Source organism: Streptomyces sp. NPDC012794 (assembly GCF_042901085.1).
Lineage (GTDB): Bacteria > Actinomycetota > Actinomycetes > Streptomycetales > Streptomycetaceae > Streptomyces.
This window is the reverse complement of the sequence record NZ_JBIBCI010000003.1, coordinates 477,487-495,772: the sequence shown is the minus strand read 5'-3', so window position 1 is coordinate 495,772 and position 18,286 is coordinate 477,487. Positions and strand designations below refer to the sequence as shown.

Genomic DNA, 18,286 nt, shown 5'->3' with positions numbered 1-18,286 from the left:
GATTGAGACTCGACCCCGAAAGAGGGATTGACGCACAGTGCTCGACGTCAACTTCTTCGACGAGCTGCGGATCGGCCTTGCCACCGCGGACGACATCCGAACCTGGTCGCACGGCGAGGTCAAGAAGCCGGAGACCATCAACTACCGCACCCTCAAGCCCGAGAAGGACGGACTCTTCTGCGAGAAGATCTTCGGCCCCACCCGGGACTGGGAGTGCTACTGCGGCAAGTACAAGCGTGTCCGCTTCAAGGGCATCATCTGTGAGCGCTGTGGCGTCGAGGTCACGCGCGCCAAGGTGCGTCGTGAGCGGATGGGCCACATCGAGCTCGCCGCTCCCGTCACCCACATCTGGTACTTCAAGGGCGTCCCGTCGCGCCTTGGCTACCTGCTGGACCTCGCGCCGAAGGACCTCGAGAAGGTCATCTACTTCGCCGCGTACATGATCACGTTCGTCGATGACGAGCGCCGTCAGCGCGACCTGCCGTCGCTGGAGGCCCACGTCTCCGTCGAGCGTCAGCAGATCGAGAACCGCCGTGACGCGGACCTCGAAGGCCGCGCCAAGAAGCTCGAGAGCGACCTGGGCGAGCTTGAGGCCGAGGGCGCCAAGGCCGACGTGCGCCGCAAGGTGCGCGAAGGCGCCGAGCGTGAGATGAAGCAGCTCCGCGACCGCGCCCAGCGCGAGATCGACCGCCTCGACGAGGTGTGGAACCGCTTCAAGAACCTCAAGGTCCAGGACCTCGAGGGCGACGAGCTGCTCTACCGCGAGCTGCGCGACCGCTTCGGTACGTACTTCGACGGTTCGATGGGTGCCGCGGCGCTGCAGAAGCGCCTGGAGTCCTTCGACCTGGAGGAGGAGGCCGAGCGCCTCCGCGAGATCATCCGTACCGGCAAGGGCCAGAAGAAGACCCGTGCGCTCAAGCGCCTCAAGGTCGTCTCGGCGTTCCTGCAGACCAGCAACAGCCCCAAGGGCATGGTGCTGGACTGCGTCCCGGTCATCCCGCCGGACCTGCGTCCGATGGTGCAGCTGGACGGTGGCCGCTTCGCGACCTCCGACCTGAACGACCTGTACCGCCGCGTGATCAACCGCAACAACCGCCTGAAGCGCCTTCTCGACCTCGGTGCCCCCGAGATCATCGTGAACAACGAGAAGCGCATGCTCCAGGAGGCGGTCGACGCCCTCTTCGACAACGGCCGTCGCGGTCGCCCGGTGACGGGCCCCGGCAACCGTCCGCTCAAGTCCCTCAGCGACATGCTGAAGGGCAAGCAGGGCCGATTCCGTCAGAACCTTCTCGGTAAGCGCGTGGACTACTCCGCGCGTTCCGTGATCGTCGTCGGTCCGCAGCTGAAGCTGCACCAGTGCGGTCTGCCCAAGGCCATGGCGCTGGAGCTCTTCAAGCCGTTCGTGATGAAGCGCCTGGTCGACCTGAACCACGCGCAGAACATCAAGAGCGCGAAGCGCATGGTCGAGCGCGGCCGCACGGTCGTGTACGACGTGCTCGAAGAGGTCATCGCCGAGCACCCGGTGCTGCTGAACCGTGCGCCCACGCTGCACCGCCTCGGCATCCAGGCCTTCGAGCCGCAGCTGGTCGAGGGCAAGGCCATCCAGATCCACCCGCTCGTCTGCACCGCGTTCAACGCGGACTTCGACGGCGACCAGATGGCCGTCCACCTGCCGCTCTCCGCGGAGGCGCAGGCCGAGGCCCGCATCCTGATGCTGTCCTCGAACAACATCCTCAAGCCGGCCGACGGCCGTCCGGTCACGATGCCGACGCAGGACATGGTCCTGGGTCTGTTCTTCCTGACCACCGACGGTGAGCTCCGTGACACCAAGGGCGAGGGCCGCGCGTTCGGCTCGACCGCCGAGGCGATCATGGCGTTCGACGCCGGCGAGCTCGCGCTGCAGTCGTCCGTCGACATCCGCTTCCCGGTGGGCACCATCCCGCCGCGCGGCTGGGTGCCGCCGGTCGCCGAGGAGGGCGAGCAGGAGTTCCAGCCGGGTGACAGCTTCCGTCTGAAGACCACCCTGGGCCGCGCGCTCTTCAACGAGCTGCTGCCCGAGGACTACCCGTTCGTCGACTACTCGGTGGGCAAGAAGCAGCTCTCCGAGATCGTCAACGACCTGGCGGAGCGCTACCCCAAGGTCATCGTGGCGGCGACGCTCGACAACCTGAAGGCGGCCGGCTTCCACTGGGCGACCCGTTCGGGCGTCACCGTGGCCATCTCCGACGTCGTCGTGCCCGAGGCCAAGAAGGCCATCGTCGCGGGCTACGAGGCGCAGGACGAGAAGGTCCAGAAGCAGTACGAGCGCGGTCTGATCACCAAGGACGAGCGCACGCAGGAGCTCATCGCGATCTGGACCAAGGCGACCAACGAGGTTGCCGAGGCGATGAACGCGAACTTCCCCAAGACGAACCCCATCTTCATGATGGTTGACTCGGGTGCCCGAGGAAACATGATGCAGATGCGACAGATCGCCGGTATGCGTGGTCTGGTGTCGAACGCGAAGAACGAGACCATCCCGCGTCCGATCAAGGCGTCCTTCCGTGAGGGCCTCACCGTTCTGGAGTACTTCATCTCCACGCACGGTGCCCGTAAGGGTCTGGCGGACACCGCCCTGCGTACCGCCGACTCGGGTTACCTCACCCGTCGTCTGGTGGACGTCTCGCAGGACGTCATCATCCGCGAGGAGGACTGCGGCACCGAGCGCGGCCTCAAGCTCAAGATCGGTGTCAAGGACGAGACCGGTGTCCTCCGCAAGGCGGACGACGTCGAGACCTCCGTGTACGCCCGCATGCTGGCCGAGGACGTCGTCATCGACGGCAAGGTCATCGCGCCGGCCAACGTGGACCTCGGTGACGTGCTCATCGACGCCCTCATCGCGAACGGCGTCGAGGAGGTCAAGACTCGCTCGGTCCTGACCTGCGAGTCCGCGGTCGGCACCTGTGCCTTCTGCTACGGCCGCTCGCTGGCCACCGGCAAGCTCGTCGACATCGGCGAGGCGGTCGGCATCATCGCCGCCCAGTCGATCGGTGAGCCCGGTACCCAGCTGACGATGCGTACCTTCCACACCGGTGGTGTGGCCGGTGACGACATCACGCAGGGTCTGCCGCGTGTCGTCGAGCTCTTCGAGGCCCGTACCCCGAAGGGTGTCGCCCCGATCTCCGAGGCCGCCGGCCGCGTGCGGATCGAGGAGACCGAGAAGACGAAGAAGATCGTCATCACGCCCGACGACGGCAGCGAGGAGACGGCCTTCCCGATCTCCAAGCGCGCCAAGGTCATCGTGCACGAGGGCGACCACGTCGAGGTGGGCCAGAAGCTCACCATGGGTGCCACCAACCCGCACGACGTGCTGCGCATCCTCGGCCAGCGTGCCGTCCAGGTCCACCTGGTCGGCGAAGTCCAGAAGGTCTACAACTCGCAGGGCGTGTCGATCCACGACAAGCACATCGAGATCATCATCCGGCAGATGCTGCGCCGCGTGACGATCATCGAGTCCGGCGACGCGGAGCTCCTGCCGGGCGAGCTCGTCGAGCGCTCGAAGTTCGAGACCGAGAACCGTCGCGTGGTCACCGAGGGCGGTCACCCCGCCTCCGGCCGTCCGCAGCTGATGGGTATCACCAAGGCCTCGCTGGCGACGGAATCCTGGCTGTCGGCCGCCTCCTTCCAGGAGACGACCCGAGTCCTGACGGACGCGGCGATCAACGCCAAGTCCGACAGCCTCATCGGCCTCAAGGAGAACGTCATCATCGGTAAGCTCATCCCGGCCGGTACGGGCCTGTCCCGCTACCGCAACATCCGGGTGGAGCCGACCGAGGAGGCCAAGGCCGCGATGTACTCGGCCGTCGGCTACGACGACATCGACTACTCGCCCTTCGGCACCGGCTCCGGCCAGGCTGTCCCGCTGGAGGACTACGACTACGGCCCGTACAACGGCTGAGTCGGCACGCATCAACCGCAGGGCGGTCACCCGAGAGGGTGGCCGCCCTGCGGCGTTCCCCGGTCCTGTGGGTCAGCGTGTGCGGCCGCGGCCTGCCGGGTGTGGTCGGGGCCGAGGATCCCGGGGCCGCCGGTGACGGATATGACGATGTCGGGTGACCGGGCGGCCGGAACCGCACATGATCGAGCGGCCGGCCTGCGGAGGCGGGCCGGGCCGTCGATGCGTCGGCCGTCAGGTCCGTTCGCGGCGGCGCCTCAGGTGGGTGGCCGTGGTGACCGAGGTGAGGGTGAGGAGGGCCAGGGTGGCCGCCGCCAGGCCCGGGGTGAGGCCCTTCGGGGTGAAGGTGCAGGAGAGGTGGCGGGTGGCCGGGGTGACCGGGAGGGACAGCAGGCCGTGGAAGTCGCGCACCGGGGCCGAGCACTGCCAGCCGGGGACGTTCGTGACGGCCAGGACCGCGATGCCGGTGGCGTGCGCGGGGAGGGTGGCTTCCAGGGTGTGGCCGCCGACCTCCACCGAGGTGGCTCCCGCGGTGGTGAGGCGGCCGACCGCCGAGGCCAGGGCCGCGCGGTTCAGGCAGCCGACCGGATGGGCGCCGGCGTCGGCGTTCTCGGTGCGGGTCTCCACCGTCGCGGTGACCGTGCCCGAGGCCGGGACGGGGCCCAGGGGGACGACGCCGGTCATGCGGTCCTCCAGGGGGCGGGCCGAGCCGGCGGTGCGCAGGGTGCCGTACAGGGCGGGGGAGTACCAGTAGGCCTCGGAGCCGGGCGCGCACCGGGCGGCGTACGTCTGGGTGGTGGCGGTGCCGCCGCGGGTGACCGGGGGGACCTCGTAGACGGTGGCGCCCAGCACGGTCTCCTGGTGGGCGTAGACCGAGCCGGGCGGGTTCGGAGAGGTGTACGGAGCCGTGCGGAGCGTCACCAGGGGCGGGGCGGGGGACCTCGTCGCCGTCCAGCTGTCCGGCTCCTTCCCGGGACGGACCCGGGCGCCGATCGAGAAGATCGCGTCGAGCACCGGGTTGTCGGCGCCGAAGAAGGTCCGGCCGTCGTTCTTGAAGCCGTAGCCGAGGGGCTCCAGGGCCCGGTACGTGACCTCGGGGAGGTAGCTGCTGTAGTACTGCGGGCCCTCTGCCCGCAGGGCGAGCGCGTCGTTGTACGAGGTCTGCGGCGCGCCCGAGTCCGTCCGGTAGGCGGGCCAGCCGTCCACGTTCCGGACGGCTTCGAAGTGGTTCGTGATCGAACGGTTCGAGGTGGCCGTCGGGTGCGCCCAGCGTTCGCGGGAGCGGCGGGCGTCGGCGTTGGCGGCCGCGACCGTCGATTCGGCGAAGACCACGCCGATCATCAGGACGGCCGCGAGCGGGACCAGGGCGCGCCGCTTCGCGCCCAGGGCCAGCAGGGTCAGGGCCAGCAGGGAGGCGGCGCCGCCTCCCAGGACGGCCGGCCAGGTCCAGCCGCCGAAGTCGTCGGTGTGGCGGAGCACGAAGGCGGCCACCACCAGAAGGGCCGCGGACAGGGCGAGGTGGAGGGGGCGCGGGCGGTTGGCCAGGGCGAGCCAGGCGAGGATGACGACCATCCCGCTGAACACGAAGGCCTCGCGGTACGGGTTGCCGTTCGGCACCGCCAGGCCGTGCCAGACGTACTGCGTCGGCGGGAACTGGAAGGAGACCAGGACCAGCAGGGTGGCCGCCGCCCACACCAGGCGGGTGCGCGCCGCGATGCGGGTGTTGAGCAGGAAGCCGCCCGCCAGGATCAGCCCCAGGGAGGCCACGTACAGGCGCGGGCGGCCGCCCCACAGGTGGGTGGCGGGGAGCATGCCCGAGAGGAAGACCTCGATCCGGACGGGGTCGAAGGCGCCGGCTCCGGTGGGCTGCGCCGCCCCGCTGGACAGGAACGACGGCAGGAGGAGGGGGAGCGTCAGGAGGATGCCCACCGCGGCCGCGGAGGCCGCCCGCCCCAGGGCGCGCAGCCGCTGGGCGCCGGTCATGTCCAGGGTGATCAGGCGGATGCCGAGCAGGACGCAGGCGGCCATCGTGGCCATCATCGCCGTGTAGAAGTTCCCGAACCAGGCCAGGGCGACCAGCAGTGCCACCCCCGGCCAGCGGCGCCCCTCCAGGCACCACTCGACGGCGATGCCGAGCAGCGGGAGGGCCACCAGGCCCCACAGCCACATGGGGATGTACGAGGCGTCGCTCAGCGCCCACCCGCACAGCCCGTACGTGGCCCCGAGCACCCCGCGCTGCCACCACGGGCCGGGGTGCAGCTTGCCGAGGTAGACGGCCATCACGGCGGCGGCGGTGCCCATGGTGACGGGGGTGATCACGAAGACGGCGAGGTCGACGTGCTCGCGCGGGACCAGGACGGCGAGCCAGGAGAACGGATTGCCGAGGTAGGTGTAGTAGTCGGACAGGAACTGCTGTCCGAAGCCTCCCCGCCAGGTGAACAGCAGGTCGCCGGCGGCCTGGCCGTGGGCCAGGTCCCACAGGGCGCGATGGAAGGGCACGTACTGGTTGGCCTGGTCGTTGATGGCCCGGCCCGTGTTGCCGAAGGGGAAGGAGCCCCGCGCCGCCCAGGCGGCGCAGAAGGCGCCCGAGGTGACGAGGAAGGCCAGCAGGGGCCCGTACAGCCGCGGGAGCGCGGCGCGCCGCCGTGACGAGGGGGTTCGGCCGCCGTCAGGGGGCGGGATCTCCGCCGTCGCAGGCTCCGTCGTGACCGTCCCCAATGTCCTGCTCCTGGCGCTCGTACGTTTTGGAATGACTCGCGGGATTCGGTGGGCAGTGTAGTTCGCCCGCCCTACCACGCCGGTCCGCGTTCCGCGCGGCCACCCCGGCCCGGGACCCGCCCGCCCGTGCGGCGCCTGACCTGTGCGCTCGTCGCGGCGGGGGCCGGGAGGCTCATGTTTTGACCGGAGTGGATGCGGTAGGTACGCTCAGACCTTGTGCCTGGGGTGTGCCTGGGCTCCCGTGCGTGTCCATCAACCGCACGGGAGCGCCGACGGCCACCGCGATCCACGCGTCCTTCCTCCTCGCGGAGGGGGTCCGCCGGATCCGACACACCCGACCGCGTGGGTCGGCAAAGTTCCAGGTTAGCTTCACTACACGGCACACAGAAACCGGAGAAGTAGTGCCTACGATCCAGCAGCTGGTCCGTAAGGGCCGGCAGGACAAGGTCGAGAAGACAAAGACCCCCGCGCTCGAGGCTTCGCCCCAGCGTCGCGGCGTCTGCACGCGTGTGTTCACGACCACCCCGAAGAAGCCGAACTCGGCGCTCCGTAAGGTCGCGCGTGTGCGTCTGACCTCCGGCATCGAGGTCACCGCTTACATTCCGGGTGAGGGACACAACCTGCAGGAGCACTCGATCGTGCTCGTGCGTGGTGGCCGTGTGAAGGACCTGCCGGGTGTTCGTTACAAGATCATCCGCGGTGCGCTTGACACCCAGGCTGTCAAGAACCGCAAGCAGGCCCGCAGCCGCTACGGCGCCAAGAAGGAGAAGTAAGAATGCCTCGTAAGGGCCCCGCCCCGAAGCGCCCGGTCATCATCGACCCGGTCTACGCATCTCCTCTGGTGACCTCGCTCATCAACAAGATCCTGCTGAACGGCAAGCGCTCCACCGCCGAGCGCATCGTCTACGGCGCCATGGAAGGCCTCCGCGAGAAGACCGGCAACGACCCGGTCATCACGCTGAAGCGCGCGCTGGAGAACGTCAAGCCGTCCCTCGAGGTCAAGTCCCGCCGTGTCGGTGGCGCGACCTACCAGGTCCCCGTCGAGGTCAAGCCGGGTCGCCAGTCGACCCTGGCCCTCCGCTGGCTCGTGGGTTACTCCCGCGCCCGTCGCGAGAAGACCATGACCGAGCGCCTCATGAACGAGCTGCTCGACGCCTCCAACGGTCTTGGCGCTGCTGTCAAGAAGCGCGAGGACACGCACAAGATGGCCGAGTCCAACAAGGCCTTCGCGCACTACCGCTGGTAGTCCCAACCCACATCGAGACCGAGAGAAGACTGAGCCGATATGGCTACCACTTCGCTTGACCTGGCCAAGGTGCGCAACATCGGCATCATGGCCCACATCGACGCGGGCAAGACGACCACCACCGAGCGCATCCTGTTCTACACCGGTGTGTCTTACAAGATCGGTGAAGTCCACGACGGCGCTGCCACGATGGACTGGATGGAGCAGGAGCAGGAGCGCGGCATCACGATCACGTCCGCCGCGACGACCTGCCACTGGCCGCTCGAGGACGTCGACCACACCATCAACATCATCGACACCCCGGGTCACGTCGACTTCACGGTCGAGGTGGAGCGTTCGCTCCGCGTCCTCGACGGTGCCGTCACCGTGTTCGACGGTGTCGCCGGTGTGGAGCCGCAGTCCGAGACCGTTTGGCGTCAGGCGGACCGCTACGGCGTCCCGCGCATCTGCTTCGTCAACAAGCTCGACCGTACCGGCGCCGAGTTCATGCGCTGCGTCGACATGATCAAGGACCGCCTCGGTGCGGTTCCGATCGTCATGCAGCTCCCGATCGGTGCCGAGGCGGACTTCAAGGGCGTCGTCGACCTCGTCCGCATGAAGGCGCTCGTGTGGTCCGCCGAGGCCACCAAGGGCGAGATGTACGACGTCGTCGACATCCCGGCCACGCACACCGAGCTGGCCGAGGAGTGGCGCGCCACCCTCGTCGAGCAGGTCGCCGAGAACGACGAAGAGATGATGGAGCTCTTCCTCGAGGGCACCGAGCCCACCGAGGAGCAGCTGCACGCCGCCGTGCGTCGCATCATCCTCGGCTCCGGCAAGGGCAAGGGCGAGCCCACGATCACCGCGGTGTTCTGCGGTACGGCGTTCAAGAACAAGGGCGTTCAGCCCCTGCTCGACGCCGTCGTGCGCTACCTCCCGTCGCCGCTGGACATCGAGGCCATCGAGGGTCACGACGTCCGTGACGCCGAGGTCGTCGTGAAGCGCAAGCCGTCCGACGAGGAGCCCCTCGCCGCGCTCGCGTTCAAGATCATGAGCGACCCGCACCTCGGCAAGCTCACCTTCGTCCGGGTTTACTCGGGCCGCCTGGAGGCCGGCACCGCGGTGCTGAACTCCGTGAAGGGCAAGAAGGAGCGCATCGGCAAGATCTACCGCATGCACGCGAACAAGCGTGAGGAGATCGAGTCGGTGGGCGCCGGTGACATCGTCGCCGTCATGGGCCTGAAGCAGACCACCACCGGTGAGACGCTGTGCGACGACAAGCTGCCCGTGATCCTGGAGTCCATGGACTTCCCGGCTCCGGTCATCCAGGTCGCCATCGAGCCCAAGTCCAAGGGCGACCAGGAGAAGCTGGGTGTCGCCATCCAGCGTCTCGCGGAAGAGGACCCCTCGTTCCACGTCCACTCGGACGAGGAGACGGGCCAGACCATCCTCGGCGGTATGGGCGAGCTGCACCTCGAGGTGCTGGTCGACCGTATGAAGCGCGAGTTCAAGGTCGAGGCCAACGTCGGCAAGCCGCAGGTCGCGTACCGTGAGACGATCCGCAAGGCCGTCGAGCGTCACGACTACACCCACAAGAAGCAGACCGGTGGTACCGGTCAGTTCGCCAAGGTGCAGATCGCGATCGAGCCGATCACGGACGCCGATGGTCCGGCGTACGAGTTCGTCAACAAGGTCACCGGTGGCCGCGTGCCGAAGGAGTACATCCCTTCGGTCGACGCCGGTGCGCAGGAGGCCATGCAGTTCGGCATCCTGGCCGGCTACGAGATGACGGGCGTCCGCGTCACGCTTCTCGACGGTGGCTACCACGAGGTCGACTCCTCCGAGCTCGCCTTCAAGATCGCCGGTTCGCAGGCCTTCAAGGAGGCCGCGCGCAAGGCTTCTCCCGTGCTCCTCGAGCCGATGATGGCCGTCGAGGTCACCACGCCGGAGGAGTCCATGGGCGACGTCATCGGTGACATCAACTCCCGCCGTGGCCAGATCCAGGCCATGGAGGACCGTCACGGAGCCAAGATCGTCAAGGGCCTCGTGCCGCTTTCGGAGATGTTCGGCTACGTCGGAGACCTCCGCAGCAAGACCTCGGGTCGCGCCAGCTACTCGATGCAGTTCGACTCCTACGCCGAGGTTCCCCGGAACGTCGCCGAGGAGATCATCGCGAAGGCCAAGGGCGAGTAACTCTTCCGAGTACACGCTTTAGGCTTGTCACCGGAGCCTCTGGGGCAACAGGAACAAAATTCCCGTTGCCCCGGGGAACCCGGCTTTCCAGCAAAGATCACCTGGCGCCGATCTGTAAGGCGTACAGAACCACTCTCCAGGAGGACCCCCGTGGCGAAGGCGAAGTTCGAGCGGACTAAGCCGCACGTCAACATCGGCACCATCGGTCACATTGACCACGGTAAGACGACCCTCACGGCCGCCATTACCAAGGTGCTGCACGACGCGTACCCGGACCTGAACGAGGCCTCGGCCTTCGACCAGATCGACAAGGCTCCTGAGGAGCGCCAGCGCGGTATCACCATCTCCATCGCGCACGTCGAGTACCAGACCGAGGCGCGTCACTACGCCCACGTCGACTGCCCGGGTCACGCGGACTACATCAAGAACATGATCACCGGTGCCGCGCAGATGGACGGTGCCATCCTCGTGGTCGCCGCCACCGACGGCCCGATGCCGCAGACCAAGGAGCACGTGCTCCTGGCCCGCCAGGTCGGCGTTCCCTACATCGTCGTCGCCCTGAACAAGGCCGACATGGTCGATGACGAGGAGATCCTGGAGCTCGTCGAGCTCGAGGTCCGTGAGCTGCTCTCCGAGTACGACTTCCCGGGCGACGACCTGCCGGTCGTCCAGGTCTCCGCGCTGAAGGCGCTCGAGGGCGACAAGGAGTGGGGCGAGAAGCTCCTCGGCCTCATGAAGGCCGTCGACGAGTCGATCCCCACCCCGCCGCGTGACACCGACAAGCCGTTCCTCATGCCCGTCGAGGACGTCTTCACGATCACCGGTCGTGGCACCGTCGTCACCGGTCGTATCGAGCGTGGTGTCCTGAAGGTCAACGAGACCGTCGACATCATCGGCATCAAGACCGAGAAGACCACCACCACGGTCACCGGCATCGAGATGTTCCGCAAGCTGCTCGACGAGGGCCAGGCCGGCGAGAACGTCGGTCTGCTCCTCCGTGGCATCAAGCGCGAGGACGTCGAGCGCGGCCAGGTCATCATCAAGCCCGGTTCGGTCACGCCGCACACCGAGTTCGAGGCCGCCGCGTACATCCTGTCGAAGGACGAGGGTGGCCGTCACACCCCGTTCTTCAACAACTACCGCCCGCAGTTCTACTTCCGTACCACGGACGTGACCGGCGTCGTTACCCTCCCCGAGGGCACCGAGATGGTCATGCCGGGCGACAACACCGACATGTCCGTCCAGCTGATCCAGCCGGTCGCCATGGAGGAGGGCCTGAAGTTCGCCATCCGTGAGGGTGGTCGTACCGTGGGCGCCGGCCAGGTCACCAAGATCACGAAGTAATTCGTGCTCTGACCCGGTAGCTCGCTGCAGCGGGCACCATGTTCGACGTGAGGGCCCCTTCCCCACCGCTTCGGCGGCGGGGAAGGGGCCCTTCGCCGTACCCCCGGCAGGGGGACCGTACGGAGCTGTGGGAGGCTCCGGCACGGATCACTACGAACGTCCGGGGGGACATGTGGGACGTCCCGAGCTGCTCATCGACCGCCTGACGGGCGAGGCCGCGGCCCGCGACGCCGCCCACGCGGCCGGACCGCTGCCAGCGGAGTCCGTACGCCCGACCGCGCCCCCGGGGGTCCTCCCCGCGGACCGCCCCACGCTCAAGGAGCCCTTCCGCGGCTCGCCGGCCCTGCAGTGGGCCGATGGCGCGGCCGGTATCGAGACCCCGGAGCCCGCTGCCGTCGGCGGCCTGTCGAAGCAGCAGGTCGCCGACGCACTGGCCATGACCGAGCGGCTGCTGATCGCGTCGAACCCGGACCCCGCCACCCTGCGGGGGAAACGGCCCGGGGCGGCGCTGGATCTGCTGGACCCGCTCCAGAGCGACGGCAAGGGCCTCATGGAGCGCGCGCCGGCGAGCCCCTCGGTGGACCGCGACCCGCTGTGGCTGTTCAGCCGGTTCGCACCCGGCGGAGGTCAGGGTGCACGGTGACGTGGTCAAGACGCGCGGCCGGATGAGCTTCGACAGCGGACGCGTCGGCGAGGTGAAGGTGCACGCCGACTACACCTTCGTCTACCCCGTGGTCCGGGCGAGGCCCGGCTCGGACGAGGTGGCCCGCACGGTGGTGCGGCACGCGCTGACCGTGGCCCTCTCCGACCCCCGCAAGGTGGTCGCGACCCCGGGCGGGCTCCAGGTCCTGGAGTGGTTCGAGGGCGCCGGCAACGACGACTGCTCGCGGGACGGCACCGGCTTCCTGCACCCCCGGTTCGACGGCGAGCTCGCGGCGGCCGGGGCGGGCCCGTCAGGACCGGTCGTCGACCCCTACGGCCGGAGCGCGCCCATGGGCGGGCTGCCGGGGGAGTGCACGACGGCATCCCGCTCCTGACCTGGGAGGAACCCCCAGGAAAACGCGTGCCACGGTTTGACGTGTTCGCGCGGCGGGGTATTCTCTTCGGCCCGATTGGCCAGGTACGTGCCTCGTATGGCAGACTACTCAAGTTGCTCGGTTGAGTGCCGATGCTGTGCGCCTCCCGCCGGGAGGACCGGAAGCGAGTCCCACAGTACTCGTCGTCCTTAATCTGCCTTTCGGGGCAGCAATGAGGGCGGACGTACGGGAATCTTCTGGGAAGTGTCAGCACGGTGCCCACCAGGCACTCGGCGGGTGTCTTTCCCCCGATGCGCGGTCCAGGGACCGCACCCCCTTGGACGAGGGAATTTCCGTATGGGAATTTTCTGTAGAGGGAGTGCGACACGCCCGACCGCGTGGGTCGGAGGAAAGGCTGCGGGAGTTCCTCCCGCGGCCTACCGGGAGCCAGAGCGTTCCACACACAGACAGGACTACGGAGTAGCCATGGCGGGACAGAAGATCCGCATCCGGCTCAAGGCCTACGACCACGAGGTCATCGACTCCTCGGCGAAGAAGATCGTCGAGACGGTGACGCGCACTGGTGCGTCGGTCGCGGGCCCGGTGCCGCTGCCCACTGAGAAGAACGTGTACTGCGTCATCAAGTCGCCGCACAAGTACAAGGACTCGCGCGAGCACTTCGAGATGCGCACGCACAAGCGCCTGATCGACATCCTCGACCCGACGCCCAAGACCGTTGACTCGCTGATGCGCCTGGACCTTCCGGCCGGCGTTGACATCGAGATCAAGCTCTGAGAGGCGTCGAGAAGATGGCAAAGCAGATCAAGGGCGTCCTGGGCGAGAAGCTCGGCATGACCCAGGTCTGGGACGAGAACAACCGTGTCGTCCCGGTGACCGTCGTCAAGGCCGGACCCTGCGTCGTGACCCAGGTCCGTACCAACGACACCGACGGCTACGAGTCGGTCCAGATCGCCTTCGGCGAGATCGACCCGCGCAAGGTGAACAAGCCCCTCAAGGGCCACTTCGCCAAGGCCGACGTGACCCCCCGCCGCCACCTGGTGGAGCTCCGCACCTCCGACGCCAGCGAGTACACGCTCGGCCAGGAGATCACCGCTGAGATCTTCGAGTCCGGCGTCAAGGTTGACGTCACGGGCAACAGCAAGGGCAAGGGCTTCGCCGGTGTCATGAAGCGGCACAACTTCCGGGGCCTCGGCGCCGGTCACGGTGTGCAGCGCAAGCACCGCTCCCCCGGTTCGATCGGTGGCTGTGCCACCCCTGGGCGTGTCTTCAAGGGCATGCGCATGGCCGGTCGCATGGGTAACGAGCGCGTCACCACCCAGAACCTGACCATCCACGCGGTTGACGCGGAGAAGGGTCTGCTCCTCATCAAGGGCGCGGTCCCCGGTCCGAACGGCGGCCTCGTCCTGGTCCGTACCGCGGCCAAGGGGGCTTGAGGTAATGAGCACCATTGACATCCTTTCGCCGGCAGGCGACAAGGCCGGTACCGTCGAGCTCCCCTCGGAGATCTTCGACGCGAAGACCAGCGTTCCGCTGATCCACCAGGTCGTCGTCGCCCAGCTGGCCGCTGCCCGTCAGGGCACGCACAAGACCAAGACCCGTGGCGAAGTCCGTGGTGGTGGCCGCAAGCCGTACCGCCAGAAGGGCACCGGCCGCGCCCGTCAGGGTTCGACCCGCGCTCCGCAGTTCGCAGGCGGTGGCGTCGTCCACGGCCCGCAGCCGCGTGACTACTCGCAGCGGACCCCCAAGAAGATGAAGGCCGCCGCCCTCCGCGGTGCCCTCTCGGACCGTGCGCGTCACTCCCGCATCCACGTCGTCACCGGCGTGGTCGAGGGTGCCGCCTCCACGAAGGCCGCCAAGACGCTGTTCGGCAAGATCTCGGAGCGCAAGAACCTGCTCCTGGTCGCCGAGCGCTCTGACGAGCTGGCGTGGCTGTCCGCCCGCAACCTGCCCCAGGTTCACATCCTGGAGCCGGGCCAGCTGAACACGTACGACGTGATCGTCTCTGACGACGTGGTCTTCACCCAGGCCGCGCTCGAGTCCTTCGTGTCTGGCCCCAAGGCCGATGAGACCGAAGGGAACGAGGCCTGATGTCTGAGGCGACCGTTACCAGCAAGACCTTCACCGACCCGCGCGACCTGCTGATCAAGCCGGTCGTCTCGGAGAAGAGCTACGCGCTGCTGGACGAGAACAAGTACACGTTCATCGTCGCGCCCGGCGCCAACAAGACCCAGATCAAGCAGGCCGTCGAGGCGGTCTTCTCGGTCAAGGTCACCGGGGTCAACACGATCAACCGTCAGGGTAAGCGCAAGCGCACCAAGACCGGTTTCGGCAAGCGCGCCAACACCAAGCGCGCCATCGTGACCCTTGCCGAGGGCAACCGTATCGACATCTTCGGCGGCCAGGCCTCCTAACGGAGGTCTAGTCGTCCGGAATCGGACGAGGACTGAGAAATGGGTATCCGCAAGTACAAGCCGACGACCCCGGGCCGTCGTGGCTCCAGCGTCGCCGACTTTGTCGAGATCACGCGGTCCACGCCGGAGAAGTCGCTGGTTCGCCCTCTGCACAGCAAGGGCGGCCGTAACAACACCGGCCGGATCACCGTTCGCCACCAGGGTGGCGGACACAAGCGCGCCTACCGTGTGATCGACTTCCGTCGTCACGACAAGGACGGCGTGCCGGCCAAGGTCGCGCACATCGAGTACGACCCCAACCGCACCGCGCGCATCGCGCTGCTGCACTACGCCGACGGCGAGAAGCGCTACATCATCGCGCCGCGCGGTCTGCAGCAGGGTGACCGGATCGAGAACGGCCCCACGGCCGACATCAAGCCCGGTAACAACCTCGCGCTCCGCAACATCCCGGTCGGTACCACGATCCACGCGATCGAGCTCCGTCCCGGTGGCGGCGCGAAGTTCGCCCGCTCCGCCGGCGCCTCCGTGCAGCTGCTCGCGAAGGAGGGCGTCATGGCCCACCTCCGCATGCCGTCGGGCGAGATCCGTCTCGTCGACGCGCGCTGCCGCGCCACGGTCGGCGAGGTCGGCAACGCCGAGCAGTCGAACATCAACTGGGGCAAGGCCGGCCGCATGCGCTGGAAGGGCGTTCGCCCGACCGTCCGCGGTGTCGCGATGAACCCGGTTGACCACCCGCACGGTGGTGGTGAGGGCAAGACCAGCGGTGGTCGCCACCCGGTCTCCCCGTGGGGTCAGAAGGAGGGTCGTACTCGCTCGCCGAAGAAGGCTTCGAGCAAGTACATCGTCCGCCGCCGCAAGACGAACAAGAAGCGCTAGGAGCGGGTTTAGATGCCGCGCAGTCTCAAGAAGGGGCCCTTCGTCGACGACCACCTCGTAAAGAAGGTGGACGCCCAGAACGAAGCCGGCACCAAGAACGTCATCAAGACCTGGTCCCGTCGCTCGATGATCATCCCCAGCATGCTGGGTCACACGATCGCGGTGCACAACGGCAAGACCCACGTCCCGGTGTTCGTCACCGAGTCGATGGTCGGCCACAAGCTCGGCGAGTTCTCGCCGACTCGCACCTTCCGCGGCCACGTCAAGGACGACCGGAAGTCGAAGCGCCGCTAACGCGGGGTGGTTACGACTATGACTAACACCGAAGGGACAACCATGGAAGCCAGGGCCCAGGCGCGGTACATCCGCGTCACGCCCATGAAGGCCCGCCGAGTGGTGGACCTCATCCGTGGCATGGATGCCACGGAGGCTCAGGCGGTCCTGCGTTTCGCCCCGCAGGCCGCGAGCGTGCCGGTCGGCAAGGTGCTGGACAGCGCCATTGCCAACGCCGCACACAACTACAACCACCCGGACGCCTCCACGCTGGTCATCAGCGAGGCGTACGTGGACGAGGGCCCGACCCTGAAGCGGTTCCGTCCGCGTGCCCAGGGCCGTGCCTACCGGATCCGCAAGCGGACCAGCCACATCACCGTGGTCGTCAGCAGCAAGGAAGGTTCCCGGTAATGGGCCAGAAGGTAAACCCGCACGGGTTCCGACTCGGCATCACCACGGACTTCAAGTCGCGTTGGTACGCCGACAAGCTGTACAAGGACTACGTCAAGGAAGACGTCGCCATCCGTCGGATGATGACGTCCGGCATGGAGCGCGCCGGCATCTCGAAGGTTGAGATCGAGCGCACCCGTGACCGCGTGCGGGTGGACATCCACACCGCCCGTCCCGGCATCGTCATCGGCCGCCGTGGCGCCGAGGCCGACCGCATCCGCGGTGACCTCGAGAAGCTCACGGGCAAGCAGGTCCAGCTGAACATCCTCGAGGTCAAGAACCCCGAGCTCGACGCTCAGCTGGTTGCCCAGGCCGTTGCCGAGCAGCTCTCCTCCCGCGTCTCCTTCCGTCGTGCCATGCGCAAGAGCATGCAGGGCACCATGAAGGCCGGCGCCAAGGGCATCAAGATCCAGTGCGGTGGCCGTCTCGGCGGCGCCGAGATGTCCCGCTCCGAGTTCTACCGCGAGGGTCGTGTGCCGCTGCACACGCTGCGCGCGAACGTGGACTACGGCTTCTTCGAGGCCAAGACCACCTTCGGCCGTATCGGCGTGAAGGTCTGGATCTACAAGGGCGACGTCAAGAACATCGCCGAGGTTCGCGCCGAGAACGCTGCGGCCCGTGCGGGTAACCGCCCGGCCCGTGGCGCCGGCGCTGGCGACCGTCCCGCCGGCCGTGGTGGCCGTGGTGGCGAGCGCGGCGGCCGTGGTGGCCGCAAGCCGCAGCAGGCTGCTGGTGCCGAGGCCCCCAAGGCCGACGCTCCCGCCGCCGCTCCGGCCGAGAGCACCGGAACGGAGGCCTGACCGACATGCTGATCCCTCGTAGGGTCAAGCACCGCAAGCAGCACCACCCGAAGCGCAGCGGTATGGCCAAGGGCGGTACTGAGGTCTCGTTCGGCGAGTACGGCATCCAGGCGCTCACCCCCGCCTACGTGACGAACCGCCAGATCGAGGCGGCTCGTATCGCGATGACCCGCCACATCAAGCGTGGCGGCAAGGTCTGGATCAACATCTACCCGGACCGCCCGCTGACGAAGAAGCCTGCCGAGACCCGCATGGGTTCCGGTAAGGGTTCCCCCGAGTGGTGGATCGCGAACGTGCACCCGGGCCGGGTCATGTTCGAGCTGTCCTACCCGAACGAAAAGATTGCGCGTGAGGCTCTGACTCGTGCGGCCCACAAGCTGCCGATGAAGTGCCGGATCGTCAAGCGCGAGGCAGGTGAGTCGTGATGGCGACGGGAACCAAGGCGTCCGAGCTCCGCGAGCTCGGCAACGAGGAGCTCGTTGCCAAGCTGCGCGAGGCCAAGGAGGAGCTGTTCAAGCTCCGTTTCCAGGCGGCCACCGGCCAGCTGGAGAACAACGGCCGGCTCAAGTCCGTCCGTAAGGACATCGCTCGCATCTACACCCTGATGCACGAGCGTGAGCTCGGTATCGAGACGGTGGAGAACGCATGAGCGAGAACAACGTGACTGAGAAGACCGAGCGCGGTTTCCGCAAGACCCGTGAGGGTCTGGTCGTCAGCGACAAGATGGACAAGACCGTCGTCGTCGCCGTCGAGGACCGTGTCAAGCACGCGCTGTACGGCAAGGTCATCCGCCGTACGAACAAGCTCAAGGCGCACGACGAGCAGAACGCTGCCGGCGTCGGCGACCGCGTCCTCATCATGGAGACGCGTCCGCTGTCGGCGACCAAGCGCTGGCGCATCGTCGAGATCCTCGAGAAGGCCAAGTAATTGCTTGAAGGGGTAACCCTTCAGGTTCGTTCCGCCAGGCTCGGCCGGGGCTTCGACGAAGCCCCGGCCGGGAACCGGCAGACAAACAGGAGATAGAC

At 67.6% G+C, this 18,286-nt stretch carries 19 protein-coding genes; 18 read left to right on the top strand and 1 reads right to left on the bottom strand.

Translation table 11 applies throughout. The annotated features are described in order from the left end of the window. Nucleotides 1-37: 37 nt before the first annotated feature. Nucleotides 38-3,937, top strand: a complete 3,900-nt coding sequence (locus ACFY7H_RS08405) for a DNA-directed RNA polymerase subunit beta' (protein WP_388934862.1) — start codon at nt 38-40, stop codon at nt 3,935-3,937. A gap of 231 nt (nt 3,938-4,168) precedes the next feature. On the opposite strand, the gene ACFY7H_RS08400 is transcribed toward ACFY7H_RS08405, so the two are convergent. Beyond that, nucleotides 4,169-6,652, bottom strand: coding sequence for a YfhO family protein (locus ACFY7H_RS08400; protein WP_388934859.1), 2,484 nt, complete (start codon nt 6,650-6,652; stop codon nt 4,169-4,171). Between the two features lie 401 nt (nt 6,653-7,053). Between ACFY7H_RS08400 and rpsL the strand changes: the two genes are divergently transcribed. The 17 genes from rpsL to rpsQ all read left to right on the top strand — a co-directional run bounded on the left by rpsL (nt 7,054) and on the right by rpsQ (nt 18,188). Next, nucleotides 7,054-7,425 (top strand): 30S ribosomal protein S12, encoded by a 372-nt coding sequence (rpsL, locus tag ACFY7H_RS08395; RefSeq protein ID WP_007265893.1) that lies wholly within the window; start codon nt 7,054-7,056, stop codon nt 7,423-7,425. A 2-nt stretch (nt 7,426-7,427) separates the two neighbouring features. Further along, complete coding sequence (gene rpsG, locus ACFY7H_RS08390; RefSeq protein WP_007265894.1) at nt 7,428-7,898, top strand: 30S ribosomal protein S7; 471 nt, start codon at nt 7,428-7,430, stop codon at nt 7,896-7,898. Between the two features lie 39 nt (nt 7,899-7,937). Continuing rightward, the gene (fusA, locus tag ACFY7H_RS08385; protein WP_388934856.1) at nt 7,938-10,070 is read left to right on the top strand and encodes an elongation factor G; all 2,133 of its coding nucleotides are present in this window, start codon (nt 7,938-7,940) and stop codon (nt 10,068-10,070) included. A 150-nt stretch (nt 10,071-10,220) separates the two neighbouring features. Continuing rightward, entirely contained in the window at nt 10,221-11,414 is a 1,194-nt protein-coding gene (tuf, locus tag ACFY7H_RS08380; protein ID WP_125603751.1) for an elongation factor Tu, read from the top strand. A gap of 172 nt (nt 11,415-11,586) precedes the next feature. Next, nucleotides 11,587-12,057 carry a hypothetical protein gene (locus ACFY7H_RS08375; protein WP_388934853.1) on the top strand — a complete coding sequence of 157 codons (471 nt, stop codon included), beginning with the start codon at nt 11,587-11,589 and terminating at the stop codon, nt 12,055-12,057. A 1-nt stretch (nt 12,058) separates the two neighbouring features. Beyond that, the gene (locus ACFY7H_RS08370) at nt 12,059-12,451 is read left to right on the top strand and encodes a hypothetical protein (RefSeq protein WP_388934848.1); all 393 of its coding nucleotides are present in this window, start codon (nt 12,059-12,061) and stop codon (nt 12,449-12,451) included. 465 nt (nt 12,452-12,916) lie between these two features. After that, nucleotides 12,917-13,225: a 30S ribosomal protein S10 gene (gene rpsJ, locus ACFY7H_RS08365; protein ID WP_003948644.1), complete on the top strand. Its 309-nt coding sequence runs from the start codon at nt 12,917-12,919 to the stop codon at nt 13,223-13,225. Nucleotides 13,226-13,239: 14 nt separating this feature from the next. Beyond that, nucleotides 13,240-13,884 carry a 50S ribosomal protein L3 gene (gene rplC / locus ACFY7H_RS08360; protein ID WP_125594709.1) on the top strand — a complete coding sequence of 215 codons (645 nt, stop codon included), beginning with the start codon at nt 13,240-13,242 and terminating at the stop codon, nt 13,882-13,884. Nucleotides 13,885-13,888: 4 nt separating this feature from the next. Then, nucleotides 13,889-14,539 carry a 50S ribosomal protein L4 gene (gene rplD, locus ACFY7H_RS08355; RefSeq protein ID WP_388934843.1) on the top strand — a complete coding sequence of 217 codons (651 nt, stop codon included), beginning with the start codon at nt 13,889-13,891 and terminating at the stop codon, nt 14,537-14,539. Then, nucleotides 14,539-14,862: a 50S ribosomal protein L23 gene (gene rplW / locus ACFY7H_RS08350; protein WP_007265901.1), complete on the top strand. Its 324-nt coding sequence runs from the start codon at nt 14,539-14,541 to the stop codon at nt 14,860-14,862. Before rplD ends, rplW begins: the two co-directional genes overlap by 1 nt. Nucleotides 14,863-14,901: 39 nt before the next feature. Next, nucleotides 14,902-15,738, top strand: a complete 837-nt coding sequence (rplB, locus tag ACFY7H_RS08345) for a 50S ribosomal protein L2 (protein ID WP_125822122.1) — start codon at nt 14,902-14,904, stop codon at nt 15,736-15,738. A gap of 12 nt (nt 15,739-15,750) precedes the next feature. Continuing rightward, nucleotides 15,751-16,032: a 30S ribosomal protein S19 gene (gene rpsS, locus ACFY7H_RS08340; protein WP_007265903.1), complete on the top strand. Its 282-nt coding sequence runs from the start codon at nt 15,751-15,753 to the stop codon at nt 16,030-16,032. A gap of 42 nt (nt 16,033-16,074) precedes the next feature. Beyond that, complete coding sequence (rplV, locus tag ACFY7H_RS08335; RefSeq protein ID WP_007265904.1) at nt 16,075-16,422, top strand: 50S ribosomal protein L22; 348 nt, start codon at nt 16,075-16,077, stop codon at nt 16,420-16,422. Beyond that, on the top strand, nt 16,422-17,261 hold the full coding sequence (rpsC, locus tag ACFY7H_RS08330; protein WP_007265905.1) for a 30S ribosomal protein S3: 840 nt from the start codon (nt 16,422-16,424) through the stop codon (nt 17,259-17,261). Before rplV ends, rpsC begins: the two co-directional genes overlap by 1 nt. 5 nt (nt 17,262-17,266) lie before the next feature. Further along, complete coding sequence (gene rplP / locus ACFY7H_RS08325; protein WP_007265906.1) at nt 17,267-17,686, top strand: 50S ribosomal protein L16; 420 nt, start codon at nt 17,267-17,269, stop codon at nt 17,684-17,686. Next, a complete protein-coding gene (gene rpmC, locus ACFY7H_RS08320) occupies nt 17,686-17,910 on the top strand; it encodes a 50S ribosomal protein L29 (RefSeq protein WP_007265907.1) in 225 nt (74 codons plus the stop codon). The genes rplP and rpmC overlap by 1 nt, the downstream gene beginning before the upstream one ends. Next, nucleotides 17,907-18,188: a 30S ribosomal protein S17 gene (rpsQ, locus tag ACFY7H_RS08315; protein WP_007265908.1), complete on the top strand. Its 282-nt coding sequence runs from the start codon at nt 17,907-17,909 to the stop codon at nt 18,186-18,188. The genes rpmC and rpsQ overlap by 4 nt, the downstream gene beginning before the upstream one ends. The last annotated feature ends 98 nt before the right edge of the window (nt 18,189-18,286 follow it).

What these genes read in the sequence shown, in the direction of transcription:
- rplD (WP_388934843.1), top strand. Translation starts at nt 13,889, where the DNA reads ATGAGCACCATTGACATCCTTTCGCCGGCAGGCGACAAGGCCGGTACC.
- rplP (WP_007265906.1), top strand. Translation starts at nt 17,267, where the DNA reads ATGCTGATCCCTCGTAGGGTCAAGCACCGCAAGCAGCACCACCCGAAG.
- rpsG (WP_007265894.1), top strand. Translation starts at nt 7,428, where the DNA reads ATGCCTCGTAAGGGCCCCGCCCCGAAGCGCCCGGTCATCATCGACCCG.
- rplB (WP_125822122.1), top strand. Translation starts at nt 14,902, where the DNA reads ATGGGTATCCGCAAGTACAAGCCGACGACCCCGGGCCGTCGTGGCTCC.
- rpsS (WP_007265903.1), top strand. Translation starts at nt 15,751, where the DNA reads ATGCCGCGCAGTCTCAAGAAGGGGCCCTTCGTCGACGACCACCTCGTA.
- rplC (WP_125594709.1), top strand. Translation starts at nt 13,240, where the DNA reads ATGGCAAAGCAGATCAAGGGCGTCCTGGGCGAGAAGCTCGGCATGACC.
- rpsJ (WP_003948644.1), top strand. Translation starts at nt 12,917, where the DNA reads ATGGCGGGACAGAAGATCCGCATCCGGCTCAAGGCCTACGACCACGAG.
- rpsC (WP_007265905.1), top strand. Translation starts at nt 16,422, where the DNA reads ATGGGCCAGAAGGTAAACCCGCACGGGTTCCGACTCGGCATCACCACG.
- fusA (WP_388934856.1), top strand. Translation starts at nt 7,938, where the DNA reads ATGGCTACCACTTCGCTTGACCTGGCCAAGGTGCGCAACATCGGCATC.
- rpsQ (WP_007265908.1), top strand. Translation starts at nt 17,907, where the DNA reads ATGAGCGAGAACAACGTGACTGAGAAGACCGAGCGCGGTTTCCGCAAG.
- rpmC (WP_007265907.1), top strand. Translation starts at nt 17,686, where the DNA reads ATGGCGACGGGAACCAAGGCGTCCGAGCTCCGCGAGCTCGGCAACGAG.
- rplV (WP_007265904.1), top strand. Translation starts at nt 16,075, where the DNA reads ATGGAAGCCAGGGCCCAGGCGCGGTACATCCGCGTCACGCCCATGAAG.
- rplW (WP_007265901.1), top strand. Translation starts at nt 14,539, where the DNA reads ATGTCTGAGGCGACCGTTACCAGCAAGACCTTCACCGACCCGCGCGAC.